The 26505-nt window shown below is 65.4% G+C and carries 26 protein-coding genes; 10 read left to right on the top strand and 16 right to left on the bottom strand.

Annotated elements, in window-relative coordinates; translation table 11 throughout:
• Positions 1 to 99 precede the first annotated feature (99 nt).
• From arsB to ToN1_RS20590, 5 genes are all read right to left on the bottom strand, one after another.
• Positions 100 to 1209 carry an ACR3 family arsenite efflux transporter gene (arsB, locus tag ToN1_RS20610; protein ID WP_210147878.1) on the bottom strand — a complete coding sequence of 370 codons (1110 nt, stop codon included), beginning with the start codon at positions 1207 to 1209 and terminating at the stop codon, positions 100 to 102.
• Positions 1210 to 1228: 19 nt separating this feature from the next.
• On the bottom strand, positions 1229 to 3025 hold the full coding sequence (gene arsA, locus ToN1_RS20605) for an arsenical pump-driving ATPase (protein ID WP_169206464.1): 1797 nt from the start codon (positions 3023 to 3025) through the stop codon (positions 1229 to 1231).
• Between the two features lie 13 nt (positions 3026 to 3038).
• Positions 3039 to 3398 carry an arsenite efflux transporter metallochaperone ArsD gene (arsD, locus tag ToN1_RS20600; protein WP_169206465.1) on the bottom strand — a complete coding sequence of 120 codons (360 nt, stop codon included), beginning with the start codon at positions 3396 to 3398 and terminating at the stop codon, positions 3039 to 3041.
• Between the two features lie 62 nt (positions 3399 to 3460).
• Positions 3461 to 3940, bottom strand: coding sequence for an arsenate reductase ArsC (locus ToN1_RS20595; protein WP_169206466.1), 480 nt, complete (start codon positions 3938 to 3940; stop codon positions 3461 to 3463).
• Positions 3937 to 4308, bottom strand: a complete 372-nt coding sequence (locus tag ToN1_RS20590; protein WP_169206467.1) for an ArsR/SmtB family transcription factor — start codon at positions 4306 to 4308, stop codon at positions 3937 to 3939. The genes ToN1_RS20595 and ToN1_RS20590 overlap by 4 nt, the downstream gene beginning before the upstream one ends.
• A gap of 217 nt (positions 4309 to 4525) precedes the next feature.
• On the opposite strand from ToN1_RS20590, the gene ToN1_RS20585 reads away from it, so the two are divergent.
• Positions 4526 to 5416: a cation efflux transmembrane domain-containing protein gene (locus ToN1_RS20585; RefSeq protein ID WP_169206468.1), complete on the top strand. Its 891-nt coding sequence runs from the start codon at positions 4526 to 4528 to the stop codon at positions 5414 to 5416.
• 24 nt (positions 5417 to 5440) lie between these two features.
• Here ToN1_RS20585 and ToN1_RS20580 read toward each other — a convergent pair whose 3' ends face one another.
• Positions 5441 to 6085 carry an RluA family pseudouridine synthase gene (locus tag ToN1_RS20580; RefSeq protein WP_169206469.1) on the bottom strand — a complete coding sequence of 215 codons (645 nt, stop codon included), beginning with the start codon at positions 6083 to 6085 and terminating at the stop codon, positions 5441 to 5443.
• A 206-nt stretch (positions 6086 to 6291) separates the two neighbouring features.
• Here ToN1_RS20580 and ToN1_RS20575 point away from each other — a divergent pair, with 206 nt between their 5' ends.
• Positions 6292 to 7092: an ABC transporter substrate-binding protein gene (locus ToN1_RS20575; RefSeq protein ID WP_169206470.1), complete on the top strand. Its 801-nt coding sequence runs from the start codon at positions 6292 to 6294 to the stop codon at positions 7090 to 7092.
• 23 nt (positions 7093 to 7115) lie between these two features.
• Here ToN1_RS20575 and ToN1_RS20570 read toward each other — a convergent pair whose 3' ends face one another.
• A complete protein-coding gene (locus ToN1_RS20570) occupies positions 7116 to 8015 on the bottom strand; it encodes a LysR substrate-binding domain-containing protein (protein WP_169206471.1) in 900 nt (299 codons plus the stop codon).
• A 192-nt stretch (positions 8016 to 8207) separates the two neighbouring features.
• On the opposite strand from ToN1_RS20570, the gene ToN1_RS20565 reads away from it, so the two are divergent.
• Positions 8208 to 9371, top strand: a complete 1164-nt coding sequence (locus ToN1_RS20565; protein ID WP_169206507.1) for an MFS transporter — start codon at positions 8208 to 8210, stop codon at positions 9369 to 9371.
• A 32-nt stretch (positions 9372 to 9403) separates the two neighbouring features.
• Here ToN1_RS20565 and ToN1_RS20560 read toward each other — a convergent pair whose 3' ends face one another.
• Together ToN1_RS20560 and ToN1_RS20555 are read right to left on the bottom strand one after the other, a co-directional pair.
• Positions 9404 to 10579, bottom strand: coding sequence for an HPP family protein (locus tag ToN1_RS20560; RefSeq protein ID WP_169206472.1), 1176 nt, complete (start codon positions 10577 to 10579; stop codon positions 9404 to 9406).
• Entirely contained in the window at positions 10576 to 11013 is a 438-nt protein-coding gene (locus tag ToN1_RS20555; RefSeq protein ID WP_169206473.1) for an RrF2 family transcriptional regulator, read from the bottom strand. The genes ToN1_RS20560 and ToN1_RS20555 overlap by 4 nt, the downstream gene beginning before the upstream one ends.
• 174 nt (positions 11014 to 11187) lie before the next feature.
• On the opposite strand from ToN1_RS20555, the gene ToN1_RS20550 reads away from it, so the two are divergent.
• Both ToN1_RS20550 and ToN1_RS20545 read left to right on the top strand, forming a co-directional pair.
• Positions 11188 to 11427: a hypothetical protein gene (locus ToN1_RS20550; RefSeq protein WP_169206474.1), complete on the top strand. Its 240-nt coding sequence runs from the start codon at positions 11188 to 11190 to the stop codon at positions 11425 to 11427.
• An 81-nt stretch (positions 11428 to 11508) separates the two neighbouring features.
• Complete coding sequence (locus ToN1_RS20545; RefSeq protein ID WP_169206475.1) at positions 11509 to 12285, top strand: ferredoxin--NADP reductase; 777 nt, start codon at positions 11509 to 11511, stop codon at positions 12283 to 12285.
• A gap of 52 nt (positions 12286 to 12337) precedes the next feature.
• Here ToN1_RS20545 and lptG read toward each other — a convergent pair whose 3' ends face one another.
• Together lptG and lptF are read right to left on the bottom strand one after the other, a co-directional pair.
• A complete protein-coding gene (gene lptG, locus ToN1_RS20540; RefSeq protein ID WP_169206476.1) occupies positions 12338 to 13417 on the bottom strand; it encodes an LPS export ABC transporter permease LptG in 1080 nt (359 codons plus the stop codon).
• Entirely contained in the window at positions 13414 to 14493 is a 1080-nt protein-coding gene (gene lptF / locus ToN1_RS20535; protein ID WP_169206477.1) for an LPS export ABC transporter permease LptF, read from the bottom strand. The genes lptG and lptF overlap by 4 nt, the downstream gene beginning before the upstream one ends.
• 108 nt (positions 14494 to 14601) lie before the next feature.
• On the opposite strand from lptF, the gene ToN1_RS20530 reads away from it, so the two are divergent.
• The 4 genes from ToN1_RS20530 (at position 14602) to ToN1_RS20515 (ending at position 19963) form a co-directional block, all read left to right on the top strand.
• Positions 14602 to 16101, top strand: a complete 1500-nt coding sequence (locus ToN1_RS20530) for a leucyl aminopeptidase (protein ID WP_169206478.1) — start codon at positions 14602 to 14604, stop codon at positions 16099 to 16101.
• A gap of 17 nt (positions 16102 to 16118) precedes the next feature.
• Positions 16119 to 16559 (top strand): DNA polymerase III subunit chi, encoded by a 441-nt coding sequence (locus ToN1_RS20525; RefSeq protein ID WP_169206479.1) that lies wholly within the window; start codon positions 16119 to 16121, stop codon positions 16557 to 16559.
• Positions 16556 to 17035: a hypothetical protein gene (locus tag ToN1_RS20520; RefSeq protein WP_169206480.1), complete on the top strand. Its 480-nt coding sequence runs from the start codon at positions 16556 to 16558 to the stop codon at positions 17033 to 17035. Before ToN1_RS20525 ends, ToN1_RS20520 begins: the two co-directional genes overlap by 4 nt.
• Before the next feature lie 81 nt (positions 17036 to 17116).
• Entirely contained in the window at positions 17117 to 19963 is a 2847-nt protein-coding gene (locus tag ToN1_RS20515) for a valine--tRNA ligase (RefSeq protein ID WP_169206481.1), read from the top strand.
• A 95-nt stretch (positions 19964 to 20058) separates the two neighbouring features.
• On the opposite strand, the gene ToN1_RS20510 is transcribed toward ToN1_RS20515, so the two are convergent.
• Both ToN1_RS20510 and ToN1_RS20505 read right to left on the bottom strand, forming a co-directional pair.
• A complete protein-coding gene (locus ToN1_RS20510) occupies positions 20059 to 20289 on the bottom strand; it encodes a sulfurtransferase TusA family protein (RefSeq protein WP_169206482.1) in 231 nt (76 codons plus the stop codon).
• 214 nt (positions 20290 to 20503) lie between these two features.
• Positions 20504 to 21952: a beta-barrel assembly-enhancing protease gene (locus ToN1_RS20505; RefSeq protein WP_169206483.1), complete on the bottom strand. Its 1449-nt coding sequence runs from the start codon at positions 21950 to 21952 to the stop codon at positions 20504 to 20506.
• Positions 21953 to 22031: 79 nt separating this feature from the next.
• Here ToN1_RS20505 and moaC point away from each other — a divergent pair, with 79 nt between their 5' ends.
• Entirely contained in the window at positions 22032 to 22526 is a 495-nt protein-coding gene (gene moaC, locus ToN1_RS20500; protein WP_169206484.1) for a cyclic pyranopterin monophosphate synthase MoaC, read from the top strand.
• A gap of 168 nt (positions 22527 to 22694) precedes the next feature.
• Here the strand turns inward: moaC and ToN1_RS20495 are convergent, their stop codons facing one another.
• From ToN1_RS20495 to ToN1_RS20485, 3 genes are all read right to left on the bottom strand, one after another.
• On the bottom strand, positions 22695 to 24839 hold the full coding sequence (locus tag ToN1_RS20495) for an MtrB/PioB family decaheme-associated outer membrane protein (RefSeq protein ID WP_169206485.1): 2145 nt from the start codon (positions 24837 to 24839) through the stop codon (positions 22695 to 22697).
• Positions 24840 to 24859: 20 nt separating this feature from the next.
• Positions 24860 to 25798, bottom strand: a complete 939-nt coding sequence (locus tag ToN1_RS20490) for a DmsE family decaheme c-type cytochrome (RefSeq protein WP_342344160.1) — start codon at positions 25796 to 25798, stop codon at positions 24860 to 24862.
• An 87-nt stretch (positions 25799 to 25885) separates the two neighbouring features.
• A complete protein-coding gene (locus ToN1_RS20485) occupies positions 25886 to 26227 on the bottom strand; it encodes a c-type cytochrome (protein ID WP_244860843.1) in 342 nt (113 codons plus the stop codon).
• Positions 26228 to 26505 lie beyond the last annotated feature (278 nt).

Genomic DNA, 26505 nt, shown 5'->3' with positions numbered 1-26505 from the left:
CGCGTTGCGGCGCCCCACGGAGACGGTCCTCGTACGGGATCAAGGTGCCCCCATTCAGGTTCGCCGAACCCAAGTTGTCGGCGGCACCCGCAAAGTTCGTCAGGTCACGTCTTGTGAACCGCGCGCCGCATCCGCGACGGTCCAACCCGCCTCGTACCACCCCTTGCTTGCATTGACCACGCGCACGACGAGCAGCATCACCGGCACCTCGATGAGCACCCCGACCACCGTCGCCAGCGCCGCCCCCGACTCGAAGCCGAACAGGCTGATCGCCGCCGCGACCGCCAGCTCGAAGAAATTCGACGCACCGATCAGCGCCGACGGGCACGCGACACTGTGCTTCTCGCCGACCATGCGGTTGAGCAGGTAGGCGAGCGTCGAGTTGAAGAACACCTGGATCAGGATGGGCACCGCGAGCAGGGCGATCACCAGCGGCTGCGCGAGGATCGCCTCGCCCTGGAAGGCGAACAGCAGGACCAGCGTCACCAGCAGCGCGCTGATCGACCACGGGCCGATGCGTTCCATCGCAGCGTCGAACACCGCCTGCCCGCGCGCGAGCAGCAGCTTGCGCGCAGCCTGCGCGAGCGCGACGGGGATCACGATGTAGAGCACGACCGACGTGAACAGCGTGTCCCAAGGCACCGTGATCGCCGAGATACCCAACAGCACGCCCACGATCGGCGCAAATGCGACCACCATGATCGTGTCGTTGAGGGCGACCTGCGACAGCGTGAAGATCGGGTCGCCGTTGGTGAGCCGGCTCCACACGAACACCATCGCCGTGCACGGGGCCGCCGCGAGCAGGATCAGGCCCGCGACGTAGCTGTCGACCTGCTCGGCCGGCAGCCACGGGGCAAACAGGTGGCGGATGAAGAACCATCCCAGCAGCGCCATCGAGAACGGTTTCACGAGCCAGTTCACGACCAGCGTCACGCCGATGCCGCGCACATGGCCGCGAATCTCGTGCAGCGCACCGAAATCGACCTTCATCAGCATCGGGATGATCATCACCCAGATGAGGAAGCCCACCGGCAGGTTCACCTGCGCAACTTCCATGCGGCCGATCGCGCGGAACAGCGCCGGCGCCATCTGGCCGAGCGCGATGCCGGCGACGATGCACAGGAACACCCACACGGTGAGATAACGCTCGAATACGCTCATCGGCGCCGCGGCGGCGCGCTTCGCCGTGACTTCGCATTGGACGGACATACTTACCTTTTTCCCTGACTCAGGCCGGCCGGGCCGGCTCCTTGCTCTGGCCTGCAACCAGTGCCACCAACCGCGACACGCCGATCGGCTCCTCAGCCTGTACCGGTACCAGCGCGACCCGCCTGGCGTGATGCTCTCGCACCGCCTCGATCTGCGGCCATTCCTGCTCGGCGCGACGGCGCAACACCGCTGCGTCGGTGCGTGCGGCGGCCACGCTGTTGTTGATGATCCACGCCCAGGGCTCGATGCCCGCGCGGCGTAAATCCGCCTGCAGGTTCGCGGCCTCGAGCACCGGCGTCGTCTCGGCGAGGGTCACGATCAACACCTTGGTCTGCTTTGGATCCTGCAACTGCATCATCGGCGTCGTGAAGTGCGTGACGCCGCTCTTGTCCATGTGGCGCGCGATTTCCTTGTGATAGGCCCCTGTCGCATCGAGCAGCAGCAAGGTGTGCCCGGTGGGCGCGGTGTCCATGACGACGAACTTCTTCCCGGCTTCACGGATGACGCGCGAGAAGGCCTGGAAGACCGCGATCTCCTCCGTGCAAGGCGAGCGCAGATCCTCTTCCAGCATCGCGCGTCCGTGCGTATCCAGATCCTTGCCGCTCGTCTCCAGCACGTGCTGGCGATAACGCTCCGTCTCCACCAAAGGATCGATGCGGCTCACGGCAAGATTCCCGAGCGACCCCTCCAGCGTTTCCGCGAGGTGCGCCGCCGGATCGGATGTTGTCAGATGCACGGGAAAACCTCGCCGCGCGAGCTCTACCGCAATCGCGGCCGCGAGCGTCGTCTTTCCGACCCCGCCCTTGCCCATCAGCATCACCAGCCCGTGACCGTCGGCGGCGAGGCCGTCGACGAGGCTTCCGAGGTTCGGCAACGCGGCCACGGCGTGCACCCGGGCCGCGCTGGACGCTTCCAGAGGCGAGGAACCGGTCGTGCCGAGCAAGGCGCGAAGCGCCGGCAGGCCGACGAGATTGAAGGGCATCAGCGGCACATGGTCCGTCGGCAGGCCGCGCAGCGGCTCGGGGATTGCGGCAAGCGCGTCCCGTTCGCGGCGCAGCACCGCCGCCGCCAGCCCGTCCGCGCGCGCCTCGGCATCGTCGGCCAGCACGCCGTTGATGACGAGGAACTGGCGGCTGAGCCCGATGGCCGCGAGCTCGGCATGCGTTCGCGCCACTTCGCGCAGCGTCGAGGCCTGGGCACGCGCGACCAGCACGAGACGCGTGCGCGCCGCATCTGCAAGGGCCGCAACGGCTGCTGAATACTGCTCGCGCTGCTTCTGCAGCCCCGCCAGCGGGCCAAGGCAGGACGCCCCTTCGGTATTGCTCGCGAGAAATCCCGACCACGCAGCCGGCAGCTGCAGCAAGCGGATCGTATGACCGGTCGGTGCCGTGTCGAATACGACGTGGTCGAAGCCGCTCGTGAGCTGCGTGTCGGTCAGCAGTCCGGTGAACTCGTCGAAGGCCGCGATCTCGGTGGTGCAGGCGCCTGAAAGCTGCTCCTCGATCCCGCGCACGACGTCATCTGGAAGGATTCCGCGCACCGGACCCACGATGCGGTCACGGTACGCACGGGCCGCCTCCTGCGGGTCGATTTCCAGCGCGGACAAACCCGCCACAGCCTTGATCGGCGCGACGCGGCTCCCGATCTCCTGCTCGAACACCTGCGCCACGTTGGAGGCCGGATCGGTGCTCACCAGCAACACTTTGCGCCCGAGTCCGGCGAGATGGATTGCGGTGGCGCAGGCGAGCGAGGTCTTGCCGACCCCGCCCTTGCCGGTGAAGAAGAGGTAACGCGGCGGCTGATCGAGAAAGCGCATTTCGTGACCCCGCTCAGCAGCAGCGGCCGCCGCTGCAGCACCCGCCGGACGCTTTCCCGACCGGCTCGGCCTGAACACCCGCCCAACGGGCAAGTTCGTCGCGCGTCGGATAACGCCCCGCCAACGCGAACTCTCCGTCGATCAGGATCAGCGGCAGCGACTCCGCGCCCGAACGCTCGAGGAAGCCCTTCACGACCGCATTCTGCGCGAAGGCCAGCGGCTGCTGGGCGAGGTTGAAGCGCTCCAGCCCGATGCCCTGCTGCTTCGCCCACTCGACATCGGCTGCGAAGGTGACGAGTTGCTGGTCGACGTCGACGCCGCAGACACCCGAGCTGCAGCAGAGGGCAGGATCAAAAATCTGGATGGATTTCATGGGACAAACTCCGAATGACGACAGGAAATTTCAGGAAGGCCCGAGGCACGACCAGGACGAGTTCAGGGGAGCAACTTGCCGATGCGGTCGACCTCCACCTGGAAGACGTCGGGATCCCGTTGTGCGAGGTCGCGGGGCAAGGCAAGAAAGGCCTCGATGCGCGCCCGCAGCACCCGATAGGCCTGCTCGAATGCGGCATCGATTTCGGCGTCGCTGCCGGTCGCCTTCGCCGGATCATCGACACCCCAGTGCGTTCGGCGCACCTTACCCAGATACATCGGGCAAGTCTCCCCCGCCGCACTCCCGCATACCGTCACCACCAGATCGGGAGTCAGCGGCAGATCGTTCCACGACTTGCTGCACACGCCCTCGGTAGCGATGCCCTCGCTCGCCAGCAGCGCCAGGGAGCGCGGATGGACGTAGCCCGCAGGCTGGCTGCCGGCGCTCATCGCGTGCATTCCGGCGGGCGCCAGGGCGTTGAAGGTCGCCTCGGCGAGGATCGATCGGCACGAGTTGCCGGTGCAAAGGAACAGCACATTCACGCTTTCGATTCCTGCCTGGAGTTGCGAGAACCGCAGTCCGAAATCCGGGCGGACAGGACGTCCGCGTCCCGGCACCCGCCGGGCACACCGCTACAGCAATTTTCGGTGAGGAAGCCGACGACCTCGGTCATCAGCGCGAGATTCGCCCGGTAGCGCAGGAATCGCCCCTCCTGCTCCACCCCTATCAATCCGGCCTGCGTCATCGTGCGCAGGTGGAAGGACAGGCTGCTCGGCGCAATGTCGAGCGCCGCTGCGATATCGCCCGCCACGACGCCTGCCGGCTCGGCCTTCACGAGAAGGCGGAAGACGCCGAGCCGCACGCTCGACGAAAGGCATTCGAATACGGCAAGGGCGATTTTTTCGTCCATTCTTTCGATATTTCCAAAGTTGTCGAATTATAATAACGATGGTGCGGTGCGACGTCAATCGCCCCCATGTCGCGGCATTTTCGACCGATCGATCCGTCCGTCGACGTCCCGCTGCTCGGGGCAAATTCGCTCTGGCCGCGCGATTGGCAACGTCCCGGCTAGCCAGCCGGCGCCACAAGAATTAGCATTCACTTATTATCACGGCGGAATGTCGGTCATGGATGCGCCTTCGTGTTCCTCCACGTGCAGCTGCACGAGCTTCCCACCGCGACGCGACGACAAACCCGACCTGCCGCCGCCCTGCGACGGCCCGCAGCTGCGCTCCACCTTCCACGTTCCGGGCATGGACTGCCCCTCGGAGGAGCAGATGATCCGCTTGCGCCTCGCTTCATTGCCGGTCGGCGCGCTGCATTTCGACCTCCCGGCACGGACGCTGGCCGTCGACCACGCAGGCGAAGCGACAGCAATCCTCAGGGCACTCGAACCCCTCGGCTTCGGCGCAACGCTCACCGGCTCGACGCCCCTGACCGAAGCCACGATTTCCGCGGACCAGGCAGATCCCGCGGCGGAAGCGCGTGTTCTATGGCTGCTGCTGGCGATCAATGCATTGATGTTCGTCGTCGAGATCGGAGCCGGCTGGCTCGCGCGCTCCGCCGGCCTGATCGCCGACGCGATGGACATGTTCGCCGACGCGGCGGTTTACGGCGTCGCCCTCTATGCGGTCGGCCGCGCCGTCGGGATGAAGCTGACCGCCGCGCGCATGGCCGGAGTCCTCCAGCTGATCCTGGCACTCGGCGCACTGACCGAGACCGCGCGGCACATCCTCGCACGCGCCGAACCGGAGAGTGTCGCAATGATCGGTATCGCCGCGCTCGCCCTGATTGCCAACGCCAGCTGCCTGCTCCTGATCCACCGCCACCGGCATCGCGGTGCCCACATGCACGCCAGCTACATCTTCTCGGCCAACGACGTCATCGCCAACGCCGGCGTGATCGTTGCGGGCCTGCTCGTGAGCGCCACCGCCAGCCCCTGGCCGGACTGGATCATCGGCGCCATCATCGGCGGAGTCATCCTGGCCGGCTCGATCCGCATCCTGCGCCTTCGCTGAACAGCGCCCAACCGGCGCCGCCCCTCAGAACGGCACGGCGCTCTCGAAGCTCATCGCGGTGCGCCGTTCCGGATGGATGAAGGCGATCGCCGCCGCGTGGAGGTGCAAACGTGCGTAAAACTGCGCGCTGTGCGGCGGCGCATAGAGCACGTCACCCAGAATCGGATGCCCCAGCGACATCAGATGCACGCGCAGCTGATGAGTGCGCCCCGTCACCGGTTCCAACTCCACGCGCGATACCGCCGCATCGCCCTCGCCACGGCGCTCGACGACTCGATACCGTGTCAGCGCACGCTTCCCCCGCTCGTGGTCGACCCGCTGCCTCGGGTTGTTGTCCGGATCGGCCGCGAGCGGCAGATCGATCTCGCCGCTGTCGCGCGCGACGCGGCCATGCACCGTGGCAACGTAGCGCTTTCCCACCGTGCGCTGCGCGAACGCATGATTCATCCGCCGCAACATTTCCGGCCCGCGCGCGAGCAGGATCAATCCCGAAGTGGCCATGTCGAGCCGATGCACGAGGAGGGCGTCGGGATACTGCGCCTGCACGCGCAGCTCGAGGCAGTCCTTCCGCTCCTCGCCGCGTGCGGGCTGCGACAGGAGACCGGACGGCTTTTCGGTAACGATGATGGCATCGTCCGCATGGACGATGACAGGGGCGAGATGCGGCACGGGTGCGGGTGGGGTTGCGCTGGGCGGTGACTGGGAACGGAAAAGACGGCCGGAACGCGGAGGCGACACCATAGCTGAGGTCCGCGCCCGGATCGCGCCTTGTAGCAGGATTCCGGCGCTCCCGCAAACCCCCGCGTGCGCATCCGCCTTCGGCATCCGGCGACTTTACCGGCAAAATGCCCGTCCTCACACCTCATCGAACCGCCATGCCCCGACTGCCCCGACGCATCGTCTGCCTCAGCACCGAAACCGTGGAAGTTCTCTACGCCCTTGGCGAACAGGACCGCATCGCAGGGATCTCCGGCTACACCGTCATCCCGCCTCAGGCCCGCAAGGAAAAGCCCAAGGTCTTCGCCTTCAGCACCGGCGACCTCGAACGCATCCTTGCGGTCGACCCGGACCTCGTGCTGTGCTTCTGCGACCTGCAGGCCGACATCGCCCGCGATCTCGTCAAGGCCGGCGTCACCGTGCATGTCTTCAACCAGCGCAGCGTCGAGGACATCCTCGCGATGGTCGAGACGGTCGGCCGCCTCGTCGGTGCCGAGCCCCGCGCGCAGGCTCTGGTCGGCGAGCTGGAACAACTGATCGACGCGACACGTGCAGCCGCCGCAAGGCTTCCGCGGCGTCCGCGCGTCTATTTCGAGGAATGGGACGAACCGGCGATCTCCGGCATCCGCTGGGTGTCCGAGCTGATCGGGATCGCCGGCGGTGAAGACATCTTCGCCGAACTCGCCAGCCGCCCGTCGGCCAAGGACCGCTGTCTCGCCGACCCGCAGGAAGCCGCGCGCCGGCAGCCGGACATCGTCATCGGCTCCTGGTGCGGCAAACGCTTCCGGCCCGAAAAAGTTACCGCACGACCAGGCTGGCAGGACGTGCCTGCCGTGCGCAACGGGCAGATCCACGAGATCAAGTCGGCGATCATCCTCGCGCCGGGCCCGGTGGCGATCCGCGAGGGGCTGCCCGCCCTCGCACGGCTGTTCGCGGATTGGGCGAAAGCGACCGCGTAGGCACCGCGAGGAGGGGCGCGTCGTCAGGCCGGCTGCGCCGCGATGCGCCCGATCACGCCAAGGAAGGTATCGAGCACCGGGGCGGGCGGCCTGTCCGCATGCGCCACCGCCAGTGACAGATACGCCCCTGGATCGCCGATCGTCAGGTAGCGCACGCGCGGCAGCCGCACGCACTCCAGCGGCGCGGGCAACACTGCGACCCCCAGCCCCGACGCGACCAGCCCGATCTGCGTCGTCGCCTCGCGCGCTCGCTGCACGACGCGCGCCTCGAAACCCGCCTTGCGACACAGATCGTCGACGACCGCCGGCAAGCCGGTGCCGACGTCTGGCAGATAGGCGATGAAACCCTCGTCGCGGAACTCCGCCAGTGAGACCTCGGCCCGGTGCGCCAAGGGGTGCGCGGCGTTGACGACGAGCCGCAAAGGATCGCGCCCGACCTCCCGCGTGACGACCCCCGCCGGTACGTCGAGGCCACGATAGCGCACGAAACCCACGTCGATCTCGCCGCCCCGAAGCGCCTCGAACTGCGCCACCGTAAACATTTCGCGCAGCGACAGGCTCACCTGCGGAAAGTCGCGCCGATAGGTATGCAGCACGTCCGAGAGCATGGTCGTGAATGGCAGCGAGGACGTGAAGCCGACCCGCAACTCGCCCAGCTCCCCTTTCCCTGCGCGACGAGCGTCCTCGGTTGCAAGCTGCGAGCGCGCCAGGATCTCGCGCGCATGATCGAGAAAGCGCCGCCCCGCCTCGGTCAGCGCGACGCGGCGCTTAGTCCGCTCGAACAGCGGTGTGCCGATCTCGTCCTCGAGATCGCGGATCTGCATCGACAGGGGCGGCTGGCCGATATGCAGCCGTTCAGCCGCCCGCGTGAAATTGAGCTCTTCGGCAACGGCGACGAAGTAGCGAAGGTGGCGCAGCTCCATTCATATATTCCACAGATGCTTTGACACCTAAAAATATATTGGACGTATGCACTGGTCGCAACCTAGGATTCGCCGGAGCAGTGCAACACAACCTCATCGCCTCGCCAAACCGCACCCGACCACATGCAAGACGCCGCCATCCCCCCCCCGATCGAAGCCGGCACCCCGGCCTTCCGCCGCGCCAACCTCGCGATGTTCCTCGGCGGGTTCGCAACCTTTGCGTTGCTGTATGCCACGCAACCCATCCTCCCACGCCTCGCCGCCGACTTCGGCGTCGCACCGACAAGCGCCAGCCTGTCCGTGTCGCTGGGCACCGCCGCCCTGGCACTGATGCTCCTGCCCGCCAGCGTGCTGTCCGACCGCTACGGCCGACAGCGCCTGATGAAGGCATCCCTGGCACTTGCGACCGTAATCGCATTTGCGACCGCCTTCGCGGCAGACTTCACCCAACTCCTGGTGCTGCGGATGCTGATGGGAGCGGTCCTCGCCGGCCTCCCCGCCTCGGCGATGGCCTGGCTCGGCGAGGAAATCGCACCCAGCGCCCAGGGTCGCGCAATGGGCCTCTACATCGCCGGCAACGCCCTGGGCGGCATGAGCGGGCGCTTCCTCGTCGCCGGCCTCACGGACATGAGCTCATGGCGCATCGCCGCGGCAGCACTCGGCGCGCTCGGGCTCGTCGCAACCTTGGTCTTCTGGCGCTGCCTGCCGCTGTCCCACCACTTCCGCGCACGGGGCGCCCGGCCTGCGCGGGTGCTCGGCGACATTGCCACGTTGCTTGCCGACGCCGGACTGCGCCGCCTCTTCGCCATCGCCTTCCTGATGATGGGCGTCTTCACCAGTATCTACAATTACCTCGGTTTCCGCCTCCACGCAGCGCCCTTCTCCCTGGGCCAGACCGCCATCGGCGCCGTCTTCCTGCTGTACATGGTCGGAACGCTGTCTTCCGCATGGACCGGACGCCTGGTCGACCGCATCGGCCGCCGCGCCCTGTTGTGGATCATGATCATCATCTGCGGCACGGGGCTCGCGATCGCCCATGTCGGCCACCTCGCAGCCATCATCGCTGGCGTGGCCGTCTTCACCTTCGGGTACTTCGGTGCCCACACCACGGCGAGCGGCTGGGTCGGACGTCGATCGGGCGAGCGGCGCGCCCTCGCAACGGCGCTGTACCTGTGCAGCTATTACCTCGGCGCCAGCCTCATCGGCACGCTCTCAGGCCTGGCGTGGGAATACGCCGCGTGGACCGGCGTCACGGTCGCCCTCGCCCTGTGCGCCGCCCTGGCCCTGCTGTGCGCCTGGCAACTGCGCGCGCTTCAGCCCATAACGCAGCCGCCCGCCCTCACCCCGGCAGCCTGACCATCCGGCCCGCAGCAGTCCGCCACAGCACCTCAGGCCGACATCTTCCAGCCGAGGTCCGCCCGTTCGCGCAAGGGCGCATTCGCGGCCGGCTCGTCCAGCCGCATGCGTGCCAGCGCGGCGACCAGGTCGGATTGCGTCACCATCCCGATCACCTTGCCAGCCACGCTGACCACCGGCAGGTGATGCAGGCCGGCATCCGAAAAGAGGCCCACCAGCTCGTCGATCGCCTGCTCCGGCCGGGCCGTCACCACACGCGCCGCCATCACATCGCGCACCCTGCCACGTCGCTCTACCCCCTCGCGGACGAGCGATCGCGGCACGCCATCGCCCTGCACGAAGAAATCATGCAGCGTGACGATGCCCGCCAGACGGCCGTCCGAAGCAACGACGGGAAGCGCCTTCACACGATGGCGCGCAAGCAACCTCCACGCCTCCGAGAGTGGCGCATCCGGGCCAACCGTCACGACGTCGGTCGCCATGATGTCGCCACAGCGGACCGTCCCCAGGCGACGGCGATATGCCCTTGCCTCGGCGGCCACGATAATCTCCTCCAGGTCGTCGCTGCTGATATCCACCCACTCGCCGCGCGCCTCAAGCACCGCATTGAGGTCCTCTGCGGTCACACCGACACGGGCGCTCGGCAAGGGGTCGGCCGTCCGATGCGGATGGGCGGCCTCCACGTGCCGGTGCGGATATCGACGCCCCACTGCAAGATTGAATGCCAACGCGATCAGGAGCAGGCACAGCGAATCGATGCCCACCGGCCATAAGGCGAATCCGTAGCCGAGTTCGCTCACCGCCGGCCCGCCGAGCACGCAGGTCAGCGCGACTGCGCCCCCGGGCGGATGCAGGCAACGCAGCGGAAACATCACGGCGATCGTCAGCGCCACCGCCAAGGCTCCCGCGAGGCCCGGATGCGCGACCAGCTTCGCGCAAGTCACGCCGATCAGCGCCGCGAGCAAATTGCCCCCGACGATGGACCACGGCTGCGCCAGCGGACTCGACGGCACCGCGAACAGCAGCACCGCCGACGCCCCCATGGGCGCGATGAACCAGGGGCTCGACTGCCCGAGCGCCATGCGCCCGATCCACTCGCTGAGGAACAAACCCAGCAGCGCTCCCGCCACGCCGGCCGCCCGTTCGCGCCGGCTCACCGCGTGGGCTGCGGGCACGAAGCCGCGCAGCCAGGACGACGCCCCGCTCACGTGCCACGCCGCAGCACGTGCAGCACCTCACGCTGCGGCTTGTCGATCAGCTCGGCAAGCGTCACCCCATCCAGCGTCTGCAGGAAGGCCTCCAGCGCACGGCCCAGCACCCCCTTCAGCCGGCAATCCGGCGTCAACAGGCACTGGCTGCCAGTCCCGAAGCATTCAACGAGCGCCATACCGCGCTCCATGTTGCGCACGACCGCACCGATATTGATGGCCTCGGGTGCATGGGCGAGCCGCAAGCCGCCGCCCTTGCCCCGCAATCCTTCCACGAACCCATCCCGCACCAGATGGTTCGCGATCTTCATCAAGTGGCTGCGCGAGATATCGAAGCGCTCGGACACCTCGGCAATCGTGACGAGGCGATCCGCGTTCGCGGCGAGATAGATCAATACGCGCAGCGCGTAATCGGTGTGCTGGGTCAGATGCATGAACGTTCCTGCTGCGGCCTTCGGGCCACACAACGAAAGACATTATACGCAACGCGGGCAAAAGATTCATCTTTGTTGACTCTTTTTAAAGATTCCTTTTATATTCTTCTTTAACCCCGGCACCCGGTCTTACCCGCCTGCCGCACGCCATTTCTTGCCCCAGGAGGAACAGCGATGCGCCCTACCCATCTCAACGCCCGCCGCACCCTTGCGCTCGGACGCGCAACGATGGTTCTTTCCGTCATCGGAATGATCGCCGCCACCCTCGTCGCCTATCCGTTTGCGGAACGATTCGGCATGGGCATGCAGATCACCGGCCACCTCGTCCTCCCGATCTCCGCGGCCTTCTTCAAGATCGGGTACGTCGTTCGCCTCGCGTCGCACCATGCGCTCGGCAACATGTCTGCCGGTTGAACGGCGCGACGTTCGCGGCATATACGGATCAGCGAAGGCGGCCCCCGCCGCCAGCGCCACCGGTGCTCACGGAGGAAATCCATGCTCGCAATCGACGAAAAACTCGGAACCGCACGTCTGATCGAGAGACGCCGCTGGACGCCCCGTCATCTCTCCTTTCGCCTCACCCGCGACCCGGCGTATCGCTTCGTCCCCGGGCAGTTCGCCCGGCTTGGCCTGCGCAAGCCGAACGGCAGCCCCGTGTGGCGCGCGTATTCGATTGCGTCCGCCCCCTGGGACGAGCATCTCGAGTTCTACTCCATCATCGTTCCGGGTGGCCAATTCACGCCGCAGCTCGACGCGCTCGAACCGGGCGACGAGATCATGATCGAACGCGCAGCCTACGGCTTCCTCACGACCAGCCGTTTCGCCGACGGCCGCGACCTGTGGATGCTCGCAACCGGCACCGGCCTCGCCCCCTTCCTGTCCATCCTTCAGGACGAGGACACCTGGCGCCGCTTCGAGCGCCTGGTCCTCGTGCATGGCGTGCGCGAATCCGCCGAACTCGCGTACCGGGAGGAAATCGACGCCCTGCGACGGCATCCGCTGTGGGCCGATGTCGGCGGGCGCCTCGCCTATCAGGCGGTCCTGAGCCGCGACGATTCGCCGACTGCGCTCGCCGGGCGGATCCCGGCACTTCTGGACGATGGCTCGCTGGAAGCGCGCTTGGGGCTACGGATCAATCCGGAATACTCGCGCCTGATGGTATGCGGCAGTCCCGACATGGTGCGTGACACGCATCGCGCACTGATCGCCAAAGGCTGCCGCCTGAGCCGGCTTGCCGCGCCGGCGCAGATCGCCGTGGAGAACGGCTGGTAGGACGCGCCGCCGCGCAATGGCGGCGATACGAATCTCCCGTCGGCGCGCTGGATCAGCGCCGTTCGACCCAGAACAGCAGCCCCGCGGCCGCCAGCAGGAACAGCAGGCTCGGCGTCGATGCCGCGAGGACCGGAGGCCAGCTGTTGATCACGCCGAGGTTGGAGAACAGTCCGTTAAGGAGGTGGAAGCCCACCCCCAGCATCACTCCGAGGAAGACCTTCACGCTCACCCCACCCATGCGATCGTGGGTCATCGCGAAAGGCAGCGCCAGCGCCATCATCACCAGCACGGCGAACGGATAGATCAGCTTCTTCCACAACGCGATCTCGTAGCGGTCCGCGTTCTGTTGATTCTCGCGCAAGTGGTTCACGTAAGCCACCAGCGTCGCCACCGACATCCGCTCCGGCAGCACCATCAGCACGCTCAGGACCTCGGGCGTCAGCTCCGATTTCCAGTCCATTTCCGGCAGATCTACGACCTCGGTGCGACCGCCGGGGAAGCGTGTCTGCCGGATGCCGTTCAGGCGCCAGCTGCCCTCGTCGGCAAAATATCGCCCCGTCGCCGCGTCCGTCACGGAAACCAGCGCGTGCCGCTCGTCGAACTCGAAGATCCGCACGTTCTCCATGCTGCGGTCGGGCTGCATGGTCCGCACATTAACGAAGCGCGGGCCGTCCTTCACCCACAGGCCGGACTTCAGCTGGCTCGAAACTGTCGAATTGGTCGCGGTCAGGCGCCACTGCTGCGCAGCCCGCTCGGCCGGCGGCGCGATGTATTCGCCGAAGACGAAGGTCGCCACGACAAAGATCGAACCGATCGCCGCGAGCACGCGCAACATCTTCAGCGTCGACATCCCCGATGCGCGCATCACGGTGATCTCCGAATGGCGCGCGAGGGTCGTGAGCGAATACAGGGTCCCGATCAACACCGCGATCGGCAGCAGCTCATACACCCGGCCGGGCAGGATCATCGCCACGTACAGCAGGGCATGATGCAGCTCGTACCCGCCCTTCCCGACCGAATCGAGTTCGTTGAGGAAATCGAAGAACGCGAACAGCCCGAGGAAGGCGAGTAGCACCGTGAAGGTCGCCCCCACGACCTCGCGCGCGAGGTAGCGCCCCAGCACCTTCATCATGCGCGCGCCCTCCAGAACGGCGACACGGCAAGGCGCCGGTAGAACATCAGCGCGAGCACCGCGAGCACGACAACATGCGGCAGCCAGACGGCGAATTCGAAACGCAGCCGCCCCTGGCCGACCCAGGACTGGAAGATGCTGATCGCGTTGCTATACACGAGATAGGTCAGGATCGCGAAAAGCAGGTTGTTCGCCCGCCCCGCACGCGGATTCACGAAGGACAGCGGTATCGCCATCAGCGCCAGCAGCAGCGCGGCGACGGGCACCCCGATGCGCCCGAGCAGCTCACCCAGGTTGCGGTCCGTCGGCGACTTCAGCAACTCCAGCGTCGGGATCAGGCGGGTGCGCGACGACTGGCTCGCCACCTTGCGTTCCTCGATCAGCACCGAGTAACGCTCGAATTCCATCACGCGATACTGGGGCGTGCCCGGCTCACCCTCGTAGCGTCGCCCCTTTTCGAGCACGACGAAACGGTCGCCGTTCGCATCCGTATGCAGGGAACCCTCGGCCGACACGATGACGCTCAAGCGCCCGTTCTGCTCCGAGCTGACGAACACGTTGCGCACCTTGCCGTTCTCGCCCGCCCCCATCTCGACGAAAAACACCCGTTGCGTCGTCGCCGACTCGCGGAACACCCCGGGCGCCACGCGCGACGCGTCGTCGCGCGAATCGAGCCGCGCCTGGAACTCGGCGTTCTTCGTATGCGCCCAAGGCGACAGGAACAGCGTTGCTGCTGCAATTCCGACGACAAGCGGCAGCGCGAAGCGCAGCACCGGCCGGATGAAACCCGTCAGCGGCACGCCGGAGGCAAACCACACCACCATTTCCGAATCGCGGTACGAGCGCGACAGCGGCATCAGCACCGAAATGAACACGGTCAGCGACAGCACGATGGGCAGTTCGGTCAGGGCGCCGAAGCCGATCAACGCGAGCACTGCATCCGGGGGTACACGGCCGCCGGCCGCCTGCCCAAGCAGGCGCACCAGCACGACGGTGATGACGATCGCAAACAGGGCGACGAACACACCGGCTGCCGACTGGGAGAATTCACGCCGGAGGGCGCGGCTGAAAATCATCGCGCGAAAACCTGGATCTCGTTGGAGTGCGGGGTTTTTGACGCGTTTGCCGCGAACGGGCCATAATCGGCGGCAATCCGAACGACGCGTCTAATAAAGGAACAGGGCATGGAATTTACCATAAAGACCGGAGCCCCGGAAAAGCTCAAGACCGGCTGCCTGGTCGTCGGAGCATTTGCCGGCGGCACGCTCACCGACGCCGCAGCCGCTCTCGACAAGGCATCCAAAGGCAAGCTTGCCGCCCTGGTCGCCCGCGGCGATCTCGACGAGAAGGCGGGCGCGCTGCTCGCGCTGCATGAACTCCCCGGCTGCGCCGCCGAGCGCGTACTCGTCGTCAGCCTCGGCAAGCAGGACGAGCTCGCGGATCGCGCCTGGCGCGATGCCGTCGGCGCCGTCGCCAGGGCGCTCGCCGCCTCGCCCGCACACGACGCAGCGGTCTGCCTCGCCGATGTCGCACCTCCCGGACGCGACCTCGAATGGGCGCTGCAGCAACTCGCGCGCATCCTGGCCGACGGCACCTACCGCTACGACGTCACCAAGTCGAAGAAGAAGGACGACAAACCGCGCGGCGCACGCAAGGTCGTGCTCGCGACGCGCAGCAAGATTTCCGCCGCCATGGAGGCAGCCATCACGCGCGGCCATGCCATCGCCGATGGCATGGCGCTGGCGAAGGACCTCGGCAACCTGCCGGGCAATTTCTGCACGCCGACCCACCTCGCCGAAACGGCGGTCGAACTGGGCAAACAATTCAAGCTCAAGGTCGAGGTGCTCGAACGCGACGACATGGAAAAGCTCGGCATGGGCTCCCTGCTCTCGGTCGCGCGCGGCTCGCACCAACCGCCCAAGTTCATCGTCCTGCACTACAAGGGCGGCAAGGCCAAGGACAAGCCTGTCGTGCTCGTCGGCAAGGGCATCACCTTTGACACCGGCGGCATCTCGCTCAAGCCCGGCGCCGAAATGGACGAGATGAAGTTCGACATGTGCGGCGCGGCAAGCGTGCTCGGCACGTTCAAGGCGCTCGCACGCATGGCGCTGCCGATCAACGTCGTCGGCATCGTCCCGACCACCGAGAACATGCCCGGTGGCGGCGCGACCAAGCCCGGAGACGTCGTCACTTCGATGAGCGGCCAGACCATCGAGATCCTCAATACTGACGCTGAAGGCCGCCTGATCCTGTGCGACGCGCTCACCTACGCCGAGCGCTTCAAGCCGGCCTGCGTCGTCGACATCGCCACCCTGACCGGCGCCTGCGTGGTCGCCCTGGGCAAGATTCCTAGCGGCCTGCTCGCCAACGACGACGAACTCGCACGCGAACTCACCGACTGCGGCACCGTCTCCGGCGACCGCGTGTGGCAACTGCCCCTGTGGGACGAATACCAGGAGCTGCTGAAGAGCAATTTCGCCGACATGGCCAACATCGGCGGGCGCTACGGCGGCACCATCACCGCGGCCTGCTTCCTCGCGCGCTTCACCAAGGCGTACAAGTGGGCCCACCTCGACATCGCCGGCACCGCCTGGCTGTCGGGCGACGCCAAGGGCGCGACCGGCCGCCCTGTCCCCCTGCTCGCCGAGTTCCTGATCGCGCGCAGCCAGGACGCCAAGGCCTGAGCGCGGAAGTGGCCGCCATGGCACCGCGGGTGCAGTTCTACCACAACGCAGAGAACCCGCTGGCGCTCGCCTGCGAGCTCGCCGCGCGGGCCTACGGCAGCGGCCGCAAGGTCGCGCTGCGTACGCAGGATGCGACGTCCGCCCGCCAGCTCGACCAGCTGCTGTGGAGCTTCGAGCAGCAGTCCTTCGTTCCGCACGTGATGGCGGGCTCCCCGCTCGCGGGCGAAACGCCGGTCGTCATCGGTCATGCGGAAGCGCCGAACGAGTGGCCGCACACCGAGATCCTCTTCAACCTCGCCGACGATGTCCCGCCGGGCTATGAACGCTTCCGCATGCTGATCGAGATCATAGGCCAGAACGAAGCGCAGAAACTCCCCGCGCGGGCGCGCTGGATGCACTACAAGCAACAGGACCTGCCCCTGCAGGCCTTCGACGCGATCCGCAGGGAGGCCCTATGAGCACCTGGCCGCTGCCGCCACGTCTCGAACCCGACGACGACCTCAAGGCCGCTGACCTCCTTCTCGGCAAGGCCGACGCCTTGCTCAAGCGGCACCGCGTCCCGGACCCCCAGCCGCCGGCCCCGGAAGAGGTCGTCTCGCTGGACGACGAGGACCTGCCCGTCCTGACCGAAGTGGTCGCCCCGGAAGACCTGTCCGCTGAGCTCGCTTCGCCCCGGCCTCCACAGACGAAACGCTCCGCCAGCGAACTCGCCGAACAGCTCATCAGCCTCGACACTGAAGTCTCACGCGCCGTCGAAGCCTGGTTCCACGCCGAACTGCCGCAGATCGTCGCGCGCGAACTCGACCGGCTGGGCGCCAGCATCCGCGAGCAGGCCCTCGCCCATCTGCGCGCGACCCTGCTGCCGGAACTGTCCGCGCACATCTCCCGCCACCTCGAGAAGAACACCGACGTCCTCCCTCCGGACCAGGCCTGAGCGCCACAAACGCTCCCGCGGCAAGGCAGGCGGTCTCCATCCGCTATAATCCGCCCTTTGCCTTCAGCCCCTGAGCACACCATGGAACTGGCCAAGAGTTTTGAGCCCGCGGACATCGAAGCCCGCTGGTATCCGGAATGGGAGTCGCGCGGTCACTTCGACGCCGGACTGGACAAGTCCAACCCCGACGCCTTCTGCATCCTGCTGCCGCCGCCGAATGTCACCGGCACGCTGCACATGGGTCATGGCTTCAACCAGACCATCATGGATGCGCTCACCCGCTATCACCGCATGCGCGGCTTCAACACGCTGTGGCAGCCGGGCACCGACCACGCCGGCATCGCAACGCAGATCGTCGTCGAACGCCAGCTCGACGCCAAGGGCATCTCGCGCCACGACCTCGGCCGCGAGAAGTTCCTCGAGAAGGTGTGGGAATGGAAGGAATATTCCGGCGGCACCATCACCCGCCAGATGCGCCGCATGGGCACCTCGCCCGACTGGAAGCGCGAGCGCTTCACGATGGACGCGGGCCTCTCCAAGATCGTCACCGAAACCTTCGTCCGCCTCTACAACGAAGGCCTGATCTACCGCGGCAAGCGCCTCGTCAACTGGGACCCCAAGCTGGGCACCGCCGTGTCCGACCTCGAAGTGGTGTCCGAAGAGGAAGACGGCTTCCTGTGGCACATCACCTACCCCTTCTCTGACGGCCCGATCGAAGGCCTGCCCGGCCTCACCGTCGCGACCACCCGTCCCGAAACCATGCTCGGCGACGTCGCGGTGATGGTGCACCCCGAGGACGAACGCTACGCCCACCTGATCGGCAAGACCGTCACGCTGCCGCTGTGCGACCGCGAGATCCCGATCATCGCCGACGAATACGTCGACCGCGAATTCGGCACCGGTTGCGTCAAGGTCACGCCCGCGCACGACTTCAACGACTATGCCGTCGGCCTGCGCCACAAGCTGCCGATGATCAGCATCCTGCGGCTCGACGCACACGTCAGCGACGACGCCCCCGAGAAGTACCGCGGCCTCGACCGCTTCGTCGCGCGCGAGCAGATCGTGCAGGACCTCGAAGCCCTCGGCCTGCTCGCCGCGGTCAAACCGCACAAGCTCATGGTCCCGCGCGGCGACCGCACCAGCGCAGTCATCGAGCCGATGCTCACCGATCAGTGGTTCGTCGCGATGAGCAAACCCGGCGCGGACGGCAAGAGCATCACCGAAAAGGCGCTCGAATGCGTCGCCTCGGGCGAGATCCGCTTCTACCCGGAAAACTGGGTCAACACCTACAACCAGTGGCTCAACAACATCCAGGACTGGTGCATCTCCCGCCAGCTGTGGTGGGGCCACCAGATCCCGGCCTGGTACGCCGACGTCGAGGGCGACGCCCGCGTGTGGGTCGCGCACAGCGAGGACGAAGCGAAAGCGCTCGCCGCCAAGGACGGCTTCACCGGCAAGCTGCGCCGCGACGAGGACGTGCTCGACACCTGGTACTCGTCCGCCCTGTGGCCCTTCTCGACGCTCGACTGGACGCCCGAATGGCCGGCCAAATCGAACGATGCGCTCGACCTCTACCTGCCGTCGTCGGTCCTCGTCACGGGCTTCGACATCATCTTCTTCTGGGTCGCCCGCATGGTCATGATGACCAAGCACATCACCGGCAAGATCCCGTTCCGCGACGTCTACGTGCACGGTCTGATCCGCGACGCCGAAGGCCAGAAGATGTCGAAGTCGAAGGGCAATGTCCTCGACCCGATCGACCTCATCGACGGCATTTCCGTCGACGGCCTCGTCAAGAAGCGCACTTTCGGCCTCATGAACCCGAAGCAGGCGCAGAGCATCGAGAAGAAGACGCGCAAGGAATTCCCCGAAGGCATCGCCGCCTTCGGCACCGACGCGCTGCGCTTCACCTTCGCGTCACTCGCGACGCCCGGCCGGGACATCAAGTTCGACCTGTCGCGCTGCGAAGGCTACCGCAACTTCTGCAACAAGCTGTGGAACGCCACCCGCTTCGTGCTGATGAACTGCGAAGGCCACGACTGCGGCATCGACGCCGTTTCCGGCAGCGCCGCCTGCAACGCCGACAAGCTCGACTTCTCCTTTGCCGACCGCTGGATCGTGTCGCGCCTGCAGCGCACCGAAGCCGACATCGCGCAGCATTTCAAGGACTACCGCTTCGACCTGGTCGCCAAGGCCGTGTACGAGTTCATGTGGGACGAATACTGCGACTGGTATCTGGAGCTCGCCAAGGTGCAGATCCAGAACGGCAGCGAAGCGCAGCAGCGCGCCACCCGCCGCACCCTGCTGCGCGTGCTCGAGACCGTGCTGCGCCTCGCCCACCCGCTGATCCCCTTCATCACCGAGGAGCTGTGGCAGACCGTCGCCCCGCTCGCCGGCCGCAAGGACGCCGATAGCGTCATGCTCGCGCGCTACCCCGAAGCGGACCTCGGCCGCCTCGATGAAGCCGCCGAGGCGAAGATCGCGGAGCTGAAGGCCATCGTCGGCACCTGCCGCAACCTGCGCAGCGAGATGGGCATCTCACCCGCCCAACGCATGCCGCTGGTCGCCGCGGGCGACGCCGCCGCACTGAACCTCTACGCTGCCTATCTCGCTGGCCTTGCGCGCCTGTCGGGCGTCGAGGTCGTCGAAGACATCGGTGCCGACGAACTCGCCCCCGTGTCCGTGTCCGGCGCCTTCAAACTCATGCTGCGCGTCGAGATCGACATCGCCGCCGAACGCGAGCGTGTCACCAAGGAAATCGCCCGTCTCGAGGGCGAAATCGGCAAGGCAAAAGGCAAGCTCGGCAACGCCAGCTTCGTCGAACGCGCCCCTGCCGCAGTCGTGCAGCAGGAACGCGATCGTCTCGACGCCTTCGTCGCGACCTTGGAAAAACTGCGGCCGCAGCTCGAAAAACTCAATCGCCACTGATCGGCTCACGCCGAAAACAAAGGGGCCGCCCGATCACCGGGCGGCCCCTTTCTATTTCGCGTCCGCGCCCCACAATGCAGGGCACGAGCTCTTCCTTACTTGCGCTTCAGGTAAAACTCGAACGCCTTGTCCGCCATCTCGCCTTGCTGCATCAGCTCATTCCCGGTCTGCCTGGCGAACGCCTGGAAATCCTTCACCGAGCCCGGATCGGTCGCCAACACCCTCAGCACTTGTCCGGCGCTCATCTCGGCGAGCGCCTTCTTGGCGCGCAGAATCGGCAACGGGCAGGTCAGCCCGCGAGCATCGACTTCCTTCTGAAACTCCATTACGCGTAACCCTCACTGACAGTTGCCGCAATTCTACCCCACGGCCATAACCGCGCCCGCCGCCGGAATCGGAATTGCCGTGGCAATTGACCCAGCGCCCCAATACCGTTCGGGCTGAGCCTGTCGAAGCCCTGCCCATACCCTTCGACAAGCCCGCCCTGAGCAATATCGAAGGGTTCAGCGCGAACGGTCGAGTTTGATTGCAGCCCTGAGATCACTCCGAACGGCCGTTATTGCGCTCCTCGCGCCGACGTTCGCGTTCCTGTTCCTTCAGTTCTCGCAGGCGCGCATCAGCCGCGGACAGCTCATAGAAATTGCCATCCCCCGCCCGGCGCGCAAGCTCCAGCTGCTCGATCGCTGCTGGAACCGCCCCGCGCAGCACGTACACCTCCGCCTGCGCGCGATGCTGGGCCGCACGGTGTCCCTGCTCCGCTTCCGCGCGCGCCAGGAAGGCCCACAGGCGCGGATCTTCCTTGCGGCTCTGCACGGCTGTCCGTGCCATTACGCCCGCATCACGTGCACGTCCAGCCTGGATCATGGCGTCCATAAGCGCGTACCGCGCGGCCTGACTGTCCGGGAAGCGCTTCTGCATCCTCTCGAGGATCTGCACCGCCCCCGCCGCGTCGCGCTGCGCGAGCCGCAACTCCGCAGCGAGCATGTCCACGAAGGACGATTGTGGACCATCCCTCTGCAACACCTCGACCTGCTTGCCGGCGTCGTCGAGACGCCCCGCCGCCAGCAGCGCGCGCGCGTAGCCGTAACGCAACGCGACATCGCCGCCGCTCTTCGCGAGCTGCGCCTCGAATTCACGCACCACATCGATCGGCGGCACCGCTCCGACACGCAGCTTCGCACGCACGAAACCAAAATCAGGGGAATCCGGAACCTGTCGGTAACGCAACTGCGCGACCCGGTTCCCCATATCGGAAATCCGTTCCTGAGTCAGCGGGTGCGTACGCAAATAGCTCGGCGCATTGTTCTCGTACAGGCGGCTCGAACGCTGCAAGCGCTCGAAAAAGCTCGGCATGCCGCGCACGTCGAAACCGGCCCCTTCGAGCGCCTGCAGACCCAAGCGGTCGGCCTCGCGTTCGAAATCACGCGTGTATCCGAGCTGGGCCTGCAGCGCGCCGGCCTGCCCCGCCGCGATCGCTGCCTGGCTGAGCTGCCCATCCCCGCGCGCCGCGAGCACCGCGACCAGCAACGAAGCAAGCATGACCATGCTGGTCTGGCTCTGCTTGCCGAACATCTGCGCGATATGGCGCTGCGTCACGTGTGCCACCTCGTGACCGAGCACCGAGGCCAATTCCGACTCGGACTCGGCGGTAACGATCAGGCCCGTGTGCACACCAATGAAGCCACCCGGCATCGCGAAGGCGTTCAGCGTACCGTCGCGCACGATGAAGAACTCGAAGTCCTGCTGCGGGGCTGCACTCGCGGCGACAACTCGTCGCCCGATGCGATTGATGTAATCCTCGACTTCGGGATCGTCGAGGTAGCTCGCTTCGCGCCAACGGATCTCACGCATGATCGATTCGCCGAGCTTGCGTTCCGCCAGCGGCGAGAGTTCCGAGGCACCCACGTCGCCGAGGTCGGGCAGACCGGCCGCATTCACCGGCGGCACGAGGGCGGCGCACAAGAGCAGGATAAGAATTCGTCTGATCATCGGATGCTATGATACCGGCCCACCACCAACCGTTCAGCGCGGAATGTATCGCACTGTACGACAACGCGCACACCGAGCCATGACCGAGCAGAAAGCTTCCGCCCTCACCCACTTCGACGCGCAAGGCCAAGCCCACATGGTAGACGTTGGCGACAAGAGCGAAACCCGCCGCGTCGCCGTCGCCCACGGCTCAATCAGCATGAAGCCGGAGACCTTCGCGATGGTCAAGTCCGGTAGTGCGAAAAAGGGCGACGTCCTCGGCATTGCGCGCATCGCGGCAATTCAGGCATCGAAGCGCACCAGCGACCTGATCCCCCTGTGCCACCCGATCGCGCTCACCCGCGTTGCCGTCGAGTTCGAACTCGACGAGGCGCAAAACCGCATCGACTGCAGCGTCACGGCTGAAACGGTCGGCCGGACGGGTGTGGAAATGGAAGCGCTCACCGCCGTCAACGTGGCGCTGCTAACCATTTACGACATGTGCAAGGCCGTCGATCGGGGCATGCGCATGGATGGCATCCAGCTGATGGAGAAGCTGGGCGGCAAATCTGGCCACTGGTTCGCGGGCCAGTAACCCCCACGCCAGTCGTTCGGAGCCGGTTCCGGGCATACACGTATTGCTGCCGGAGCGCCCCCGCTCAGGTCAGACTGCAACGGACCGCGCTTTTCCTGCCCTGACCTCAAATACAAACGGGGCGGCTCGCGCCGCCCCGTTCCGGGCTACGTCTTCTACGTGAACCTGTTACTGGAACTTGTAGATGTAGCGTGCACCAATGAAGTTGGCCGTCTGCTTCGGCTTGATCGAAACGGTGGTACCGTCGGTCGTCGTGCCGTAGGTGAAGTTCGACCCGTCGGCAAAGCTCCAGCTCCAGTCGTCGGTCTTCCAGCGCTCATGGATCAGATCGAGCTGGACGTCGGCGTTCTTCCGGATGGCGTAGCGCGCGAACATCGACAGACGGGTGAGCCTATTTTCGATGTCCGGCAGACGACGGCCGGTCACTCCAGAGGACGTCGGGAAGACCGGCAGTGTCCCAGTGACGGTGGTGTCTTCGTCATACGAACTTTCCGTGCGAGTCCACTCCAGGTCGGCACCGATCTTGAGCTTCGGAGTCAAGGCGCCACGCAACCCGAGACCGACGGAATTGCCGGTGTCCTTGAGATCCGCGTCCTTCACGAGATTGATGTCACTGAACTCGTCAGAATCTCTCGCCCACCGACCGGCAAGCTGCTTGGCCCGCGTCACATCATGCGAGGCCCAGCCGGTCACTTGCCAATTGTCGGAGAAGGCATACCGCGCATCGATCGACACCAGCGTCGCGCGGCCATCCTTCAGGCCGAAAGGTCGATCATTCTCCCGCTGATAGTCGTCGTGCGAGTCCTCGACGTTGAACTGCATGCTGAAGGCCTCGACCGGAGCCCAATCAAGCGACAGCCGCCACTTGTTGCGCGTACGGTCGGCGATATGCAACGGATTGATCGCGTCAAAGATTTCAGGATCATGCGGCGAGACGCGCGCGGAACCATCGCGGCTGCTGTGCAGGAATGCGATCGAGCCGTTGAGCGTTTCCGACATGGAGCGCCGCAACTGCAGGCGATACGTCGTTTCCTCTATGCTCTCCGCGAACGGCACGTAACGTTCGTCCACGAACTTCGGCGCCGACCGATCCTGATCCTTGAACTCGACTCCGCCGATCAGCTTGAAACGTTCCGGCAACAGGTACGAAGCCTCGACCTTCCCCGATTTCGTCTCATACGAGTGCGGCGTGTTATGCACCGTCACTGCACGCGTCGTATTGTTGCCTACGAATCCGAACAGGGGCGTATTGTCATCGACATCGTGGTAGCGCAGGTTCGCGTTCAGCGACAACTTGCTGGTCGGTCGAGAACTAAGTCCCAGCTCTACGAGCGAGGTCACGATCTCGCCATCGAGTTTGCTCGGAGCGCCAACGAACGCATTGTTAGGAGCGGCCAGGCCAATGCTCGGGATGGTCTCGTCCTGCGTTGCCACACTGCGTGAAACCTTGAGCGTTCCGCGCGTCGAAGGCGTAAACGAGTAACCTGCATTCAGGAAGAACTGATGCGCCTCGTTGTCGAGCGGCAGTGACAGCGGCGCCGGATTGGGCGAGCTCGTCGATCCTGGCTGGGCTGCGCCGTTCACCAGCGCGAAGGCCATGTCGTTCTGATTACGGTACCAACTTCCCGCATAGCCGCCGGCAACCTGCAACTTCTCGCCACTGTATTCGAGCGTCACATCGAGTTGCTGCGTGGTGCTGTCGATAGGCTCGGCAATGAACAACGGCTGGCTGCCCATGCCCCAATGACGGCTGCCGTTCTTTTCCTCGTTCTTGAAGCTGAGCTTGAGGTCGACGTCCTTGAGCAGGTTCTTGCTGAACCCGACATGGATAAGATCACGGTACGTGGCCAGATCGACGTCATGGAAGGGCAGCGCACTGGCGCCAGCGCCGCTGATGGTCATGCGTTCGGATCCCACGCCGCGGATTCCCGAGCGGATCTCAAGCGGACTCTCACGCGGGATGCGTGAATAGCTCACGAATCCGCCCATGTTGCCCTGCTGCTGCACTTCAACCGAGATCTTGCGACTCTCCAGTCCGAGACTGTCACCCTTGAACTTGAACCAGGTGCCAGTGGCGTCGTCGCGCTTGACGACGTCGGCATCGATCAGCGCATAGCCATGGTCGTCACGCATACCGTCGAAGACGCCCTGCTGCTGACGGTCGTTCGACCAATAACCGGCCCCGACCGAGATGGAGCTGTCCGGCTCGGTGAGCTGCTTGATCTCGTCGTCTTGCGCGGAGGCGGATCCGTATGCTGCGATCAGGGCTGCCGCCACCGCAGTCAGCCTGAATGTCGTAGTGATAGTTTTCATGTCAATCTCCCTCGGACCGGTCAGCGACGGAAGCGTCCGGCAGTGGCACTGTTCACGGTGCTGTTGCCGCCATGGATGTTCGTATGGCAATTCAGGCAACCACGGCCAACGGTTCCCAGCAGATCCGTGCTGGCGGTCCTTCCGGTCGGAAGGCCAGCCAGTTGGCTCGGATGGCTATCGTGGCTATGGCATTCCTGGCACAGGTACGGCGCCCGCGCCTTCAGCAGGTTGGCGACGTTGGTGCCATGCGGGTTGTGGCAGATCGCGCAGTCCTCGGAAACCGGCTGATGGTTATGCACGAACGGGCCGCGTTTCTCCATGTGGCAGGAGTAGCAGGTGTCGTTCACGCTGGACTTCTGGAGCTGCGACGGGTTGTCGCCGTGCACGTTGTGGCAGGACGAACAGCTCATCTGGCCTTCCGGCACCGGATGGTGCGAGGGACGAGCGAACTGGGCGCGCTGCTCTTTGTGGCAGTTCGAACACACTTCGGGCTGCGACTTGGCCTCGCGAACCTTGTCGTGGCCGTCGTGGATCGTGTGACAGGAAACACAGGTCACGTCGCGGCGAGCATGCGTGCTGTTCTGCCAGAAAATGCGGGTGCTGCCCTGGTGGCAGCTCAGACAGGAGGCGTTCTGGGCCTCGGCCGAAGTCGTCTTGTTCTTCTTCGTGAAACCGACGTCCACGGGCGGGGTCGGACCGCTGCCGCGACCGGCTTCCTTGACGTGCTTCTCGCTCTCGCCGTGGCAGTTGGTACATCCCGGGGTGCGCTTGTCGGCGACAGTGCCGTGCTTCGTCTTGCCGATGCGCAGCGCCTCGGGCGAATCGTTTTCGTCGTGACAGGTCGTACACTTGGCGTCGCCGGTGAGGACGATGTCCTTGGGCGCTTCCTTCTCGGCAGCGGTCGCAGTCAGCGCCGGGAACAGGCTGCCGGCGAGGACCGCGAATGCGCAGGTGCGCAACGCTTTTCCTAGCGATTTCATATAAACCCCCTGATTTGCTGATGAGTGGCGCGCGCCAGAGCGATGCGCGCCGGATCTCTTGCCGCGTTACTGAGCGCGGATCCAGTCGACAAGATTCTTGATCTCGGCCTTGTCGCTGGTATCGATCACCTTGTGCGTTTCCTCGGTGCCGTCCTCGAGTTTCACCTTATGTTCCTTGGTGATCTGCTCGACCATCTTCTGCTCTGCGTCCGCCTTGTCCTTGAACTTGGCGGCAATCTTCTTGTAGGACGGGCCCTTCTTGGTCTTGTCGACCGCATGGCACTTGAAGCAGTCATTGCGCTTGGCGGTGGCCTTGGCTGCATCGGCGTCCACGGCCATTGCAGCCGGGGTCGCGAGGGTTGCCGTCAGTCCGACCAGGATCATGCTCGCAAGAATTCGTGCCTTCACGCTGATTCTCCTTTCGATATATGCACATCCAAATACCCGTGGGCGTCGGAACGACGCTCTCCGGATATTTTGCTGGTGGAATATACCCCCAAATTTTGAAAGGGTGTTCGATACGAGCGTACAAAAAGACACAATTGCCTCTTTGCAACACAACGCCTTGACACACTGGCGCTTTTTTATACAGGATTCGTATTTTCCCGCCTCGCGCATATTACTGACGGCTAAATTAATGTATATGCGACACATATCAATCAGCATGTCGTGATATGCGCATGAAG

The organism is Aromatoleum petrolei (assembly GCF_017894385.1).
GTDB lineage: Bacteria > Pseudomonadota > Gammaproteobacteria > Burkholderiales > Rhodocyclaceae > Aromatoleum > Aromatoleum petrolei.
This window is presented reverse-complemented; position numbering and strand designations above follow the sequence as displayed.

Bases quoted from the DNA above. Each gene is read 5' to 3' on its own strand.
- ToN1_RS20555 (WP_169206473.1), bottom strand. From the start codon at position 11,013: ATGCATCTGACCCAGCACACCGATTACGCGCTGCGCGTATTGATCTAT.
- ToN1_RS20505 (WP_169206483.1), bottom strand. From the start codon at position 21,952: ATGATCAGACGAATTCTTATCCTGCTCTTGTGCGCCGCCCTCGTGCCG.
- ToN1_RS20520 (WP_169206480.1), top strand. From the start codon at position 16,556: ATGAGCACCTGGCCGCTGCCGCCACGTCTCGAACCCGACGACGACCTC.
- ToN1_RS20590 (WP_169206467.1), bottom strand. From the start codon at position 4,308: ATGGACGAAAAAATCGCCCTTGCCGTATTCGAATGCCTTTCGTCGAGC.
- ToN1_RS20585 (WP_169206468.1), top strand. From the start codon at position 4,526: ATGGATGCGCCTTCGTGTTCCTCCACGTGCAGCTGCACGAGCTTCCCA.
- moaC (WP_169206484.1), top strand. From the start codon at position 22,032: ATGACCGAGCAGAAAGCTTCCGCCCTCACCCACTTCGACGCGCAAGGC.
- ToN1_RS20530 (WP_169206478.1), top strand. From the start codon at position 14,602: ATGGAATTTACCATAAAGACCGGAGCCCCGGAAAAGCTCAAGACCGGC.
- ToN1_RS20545 (WP_169206475.1), top strand. From the start codon at position 11,509: ATGCTCGCAATCGACGAAAAACTCGGAACCGCACGTCTGATCGAGAGA.
- ToN1_RS20575 (WP_169206470.1), top strand. From the start codon at position 6,292: ATGCCCCGACTGCCCCGACGCATCGTCTGCCTCAGCACCGAAACCGTG.
- ToN1_RS20525 (WP_169206479.1), top strand. From the start codon at position 16,119: ATGGCACCGCGGGTGCAGTTCTACCACAACGCAGAGAACCCGCTGGCG.
- lptG (WP_169206476.1), bottom strand. From the start codon at position 13,417: ATGATGAAGGTGCTGGGGCGCTACCTCGCGCGCGAGGTCGTGGGGGCG.
- arsB (WP_210147878.1), bottom strand. From the start codon at position 1,209: ATGTCCGTCCAATGCGAAGTCACGGCGAAGCGCGCCGCCGCGGCGCCG.
- arsD (WP_169206465.1), bottom strand. From the start codon at position 3,398: ATGAAATCCATCCAGATTTTTGATCCTGCCCTCTGCTGCAGCTCGGGT.
- ToN1_RS20565 (WP_169206507.1), top strand. From the start codon at position 8,208: ATGTTCCTCGGCGGGTTCGCAACCTTTGCGTTGCTGTATGCCACGCAA.
- ToN1_RS20510 (WP_169206482.1), bottom strand. From the start codon at position 20,289: ATGGAGTTTCAGAAGGAAGTCGATGCTCGCGGGCTGACCTGCCCGTTG.
- ToN1_RS20495 (WP_169206485.1), bottom strand. From the start codon at position 24,839: ATGAAAACTATCACTACGACATTCAGGCTGACTGCGGTGGCGGCAGCC.
- arsA (WP_169206464.1), bottom strand. From the start codon at position 3,025: ATGCGCTTTCTCGATCAGCCGCCGCGTTACCTCTTCTTCACCGGCAAG.
- ToN1_RS20570 (WP_169206471.1), bottom strand. From the start codon at position 8,015: ATGGAGCTGCGCCACCTTCGCTACTTCGTCGCCGTTGCCGAAGAGCTC.
- lptF (WP_169206477.1), bottom strand. From the start codon at position 14,493: ATGATTTTCAGCCGCGCCCTCCGGCGTGAATTCTCCCAGTCGGCAGCC.
- ToN1_RS20550 (WP_169206474.1), top strand. From the start codon at position 11,188: ATGCGCCCTACCCATCTCAACGCCCGCCGCACCCTTGCGCTCGGACGC.
- ToN1_RS20515 (WP_169206481.1), top strand. From the start codon at position 17,117: ATGGAACTGGCCAAGAGTTTTGAGCCCGCGGACATCGAAGCCCGCTGG.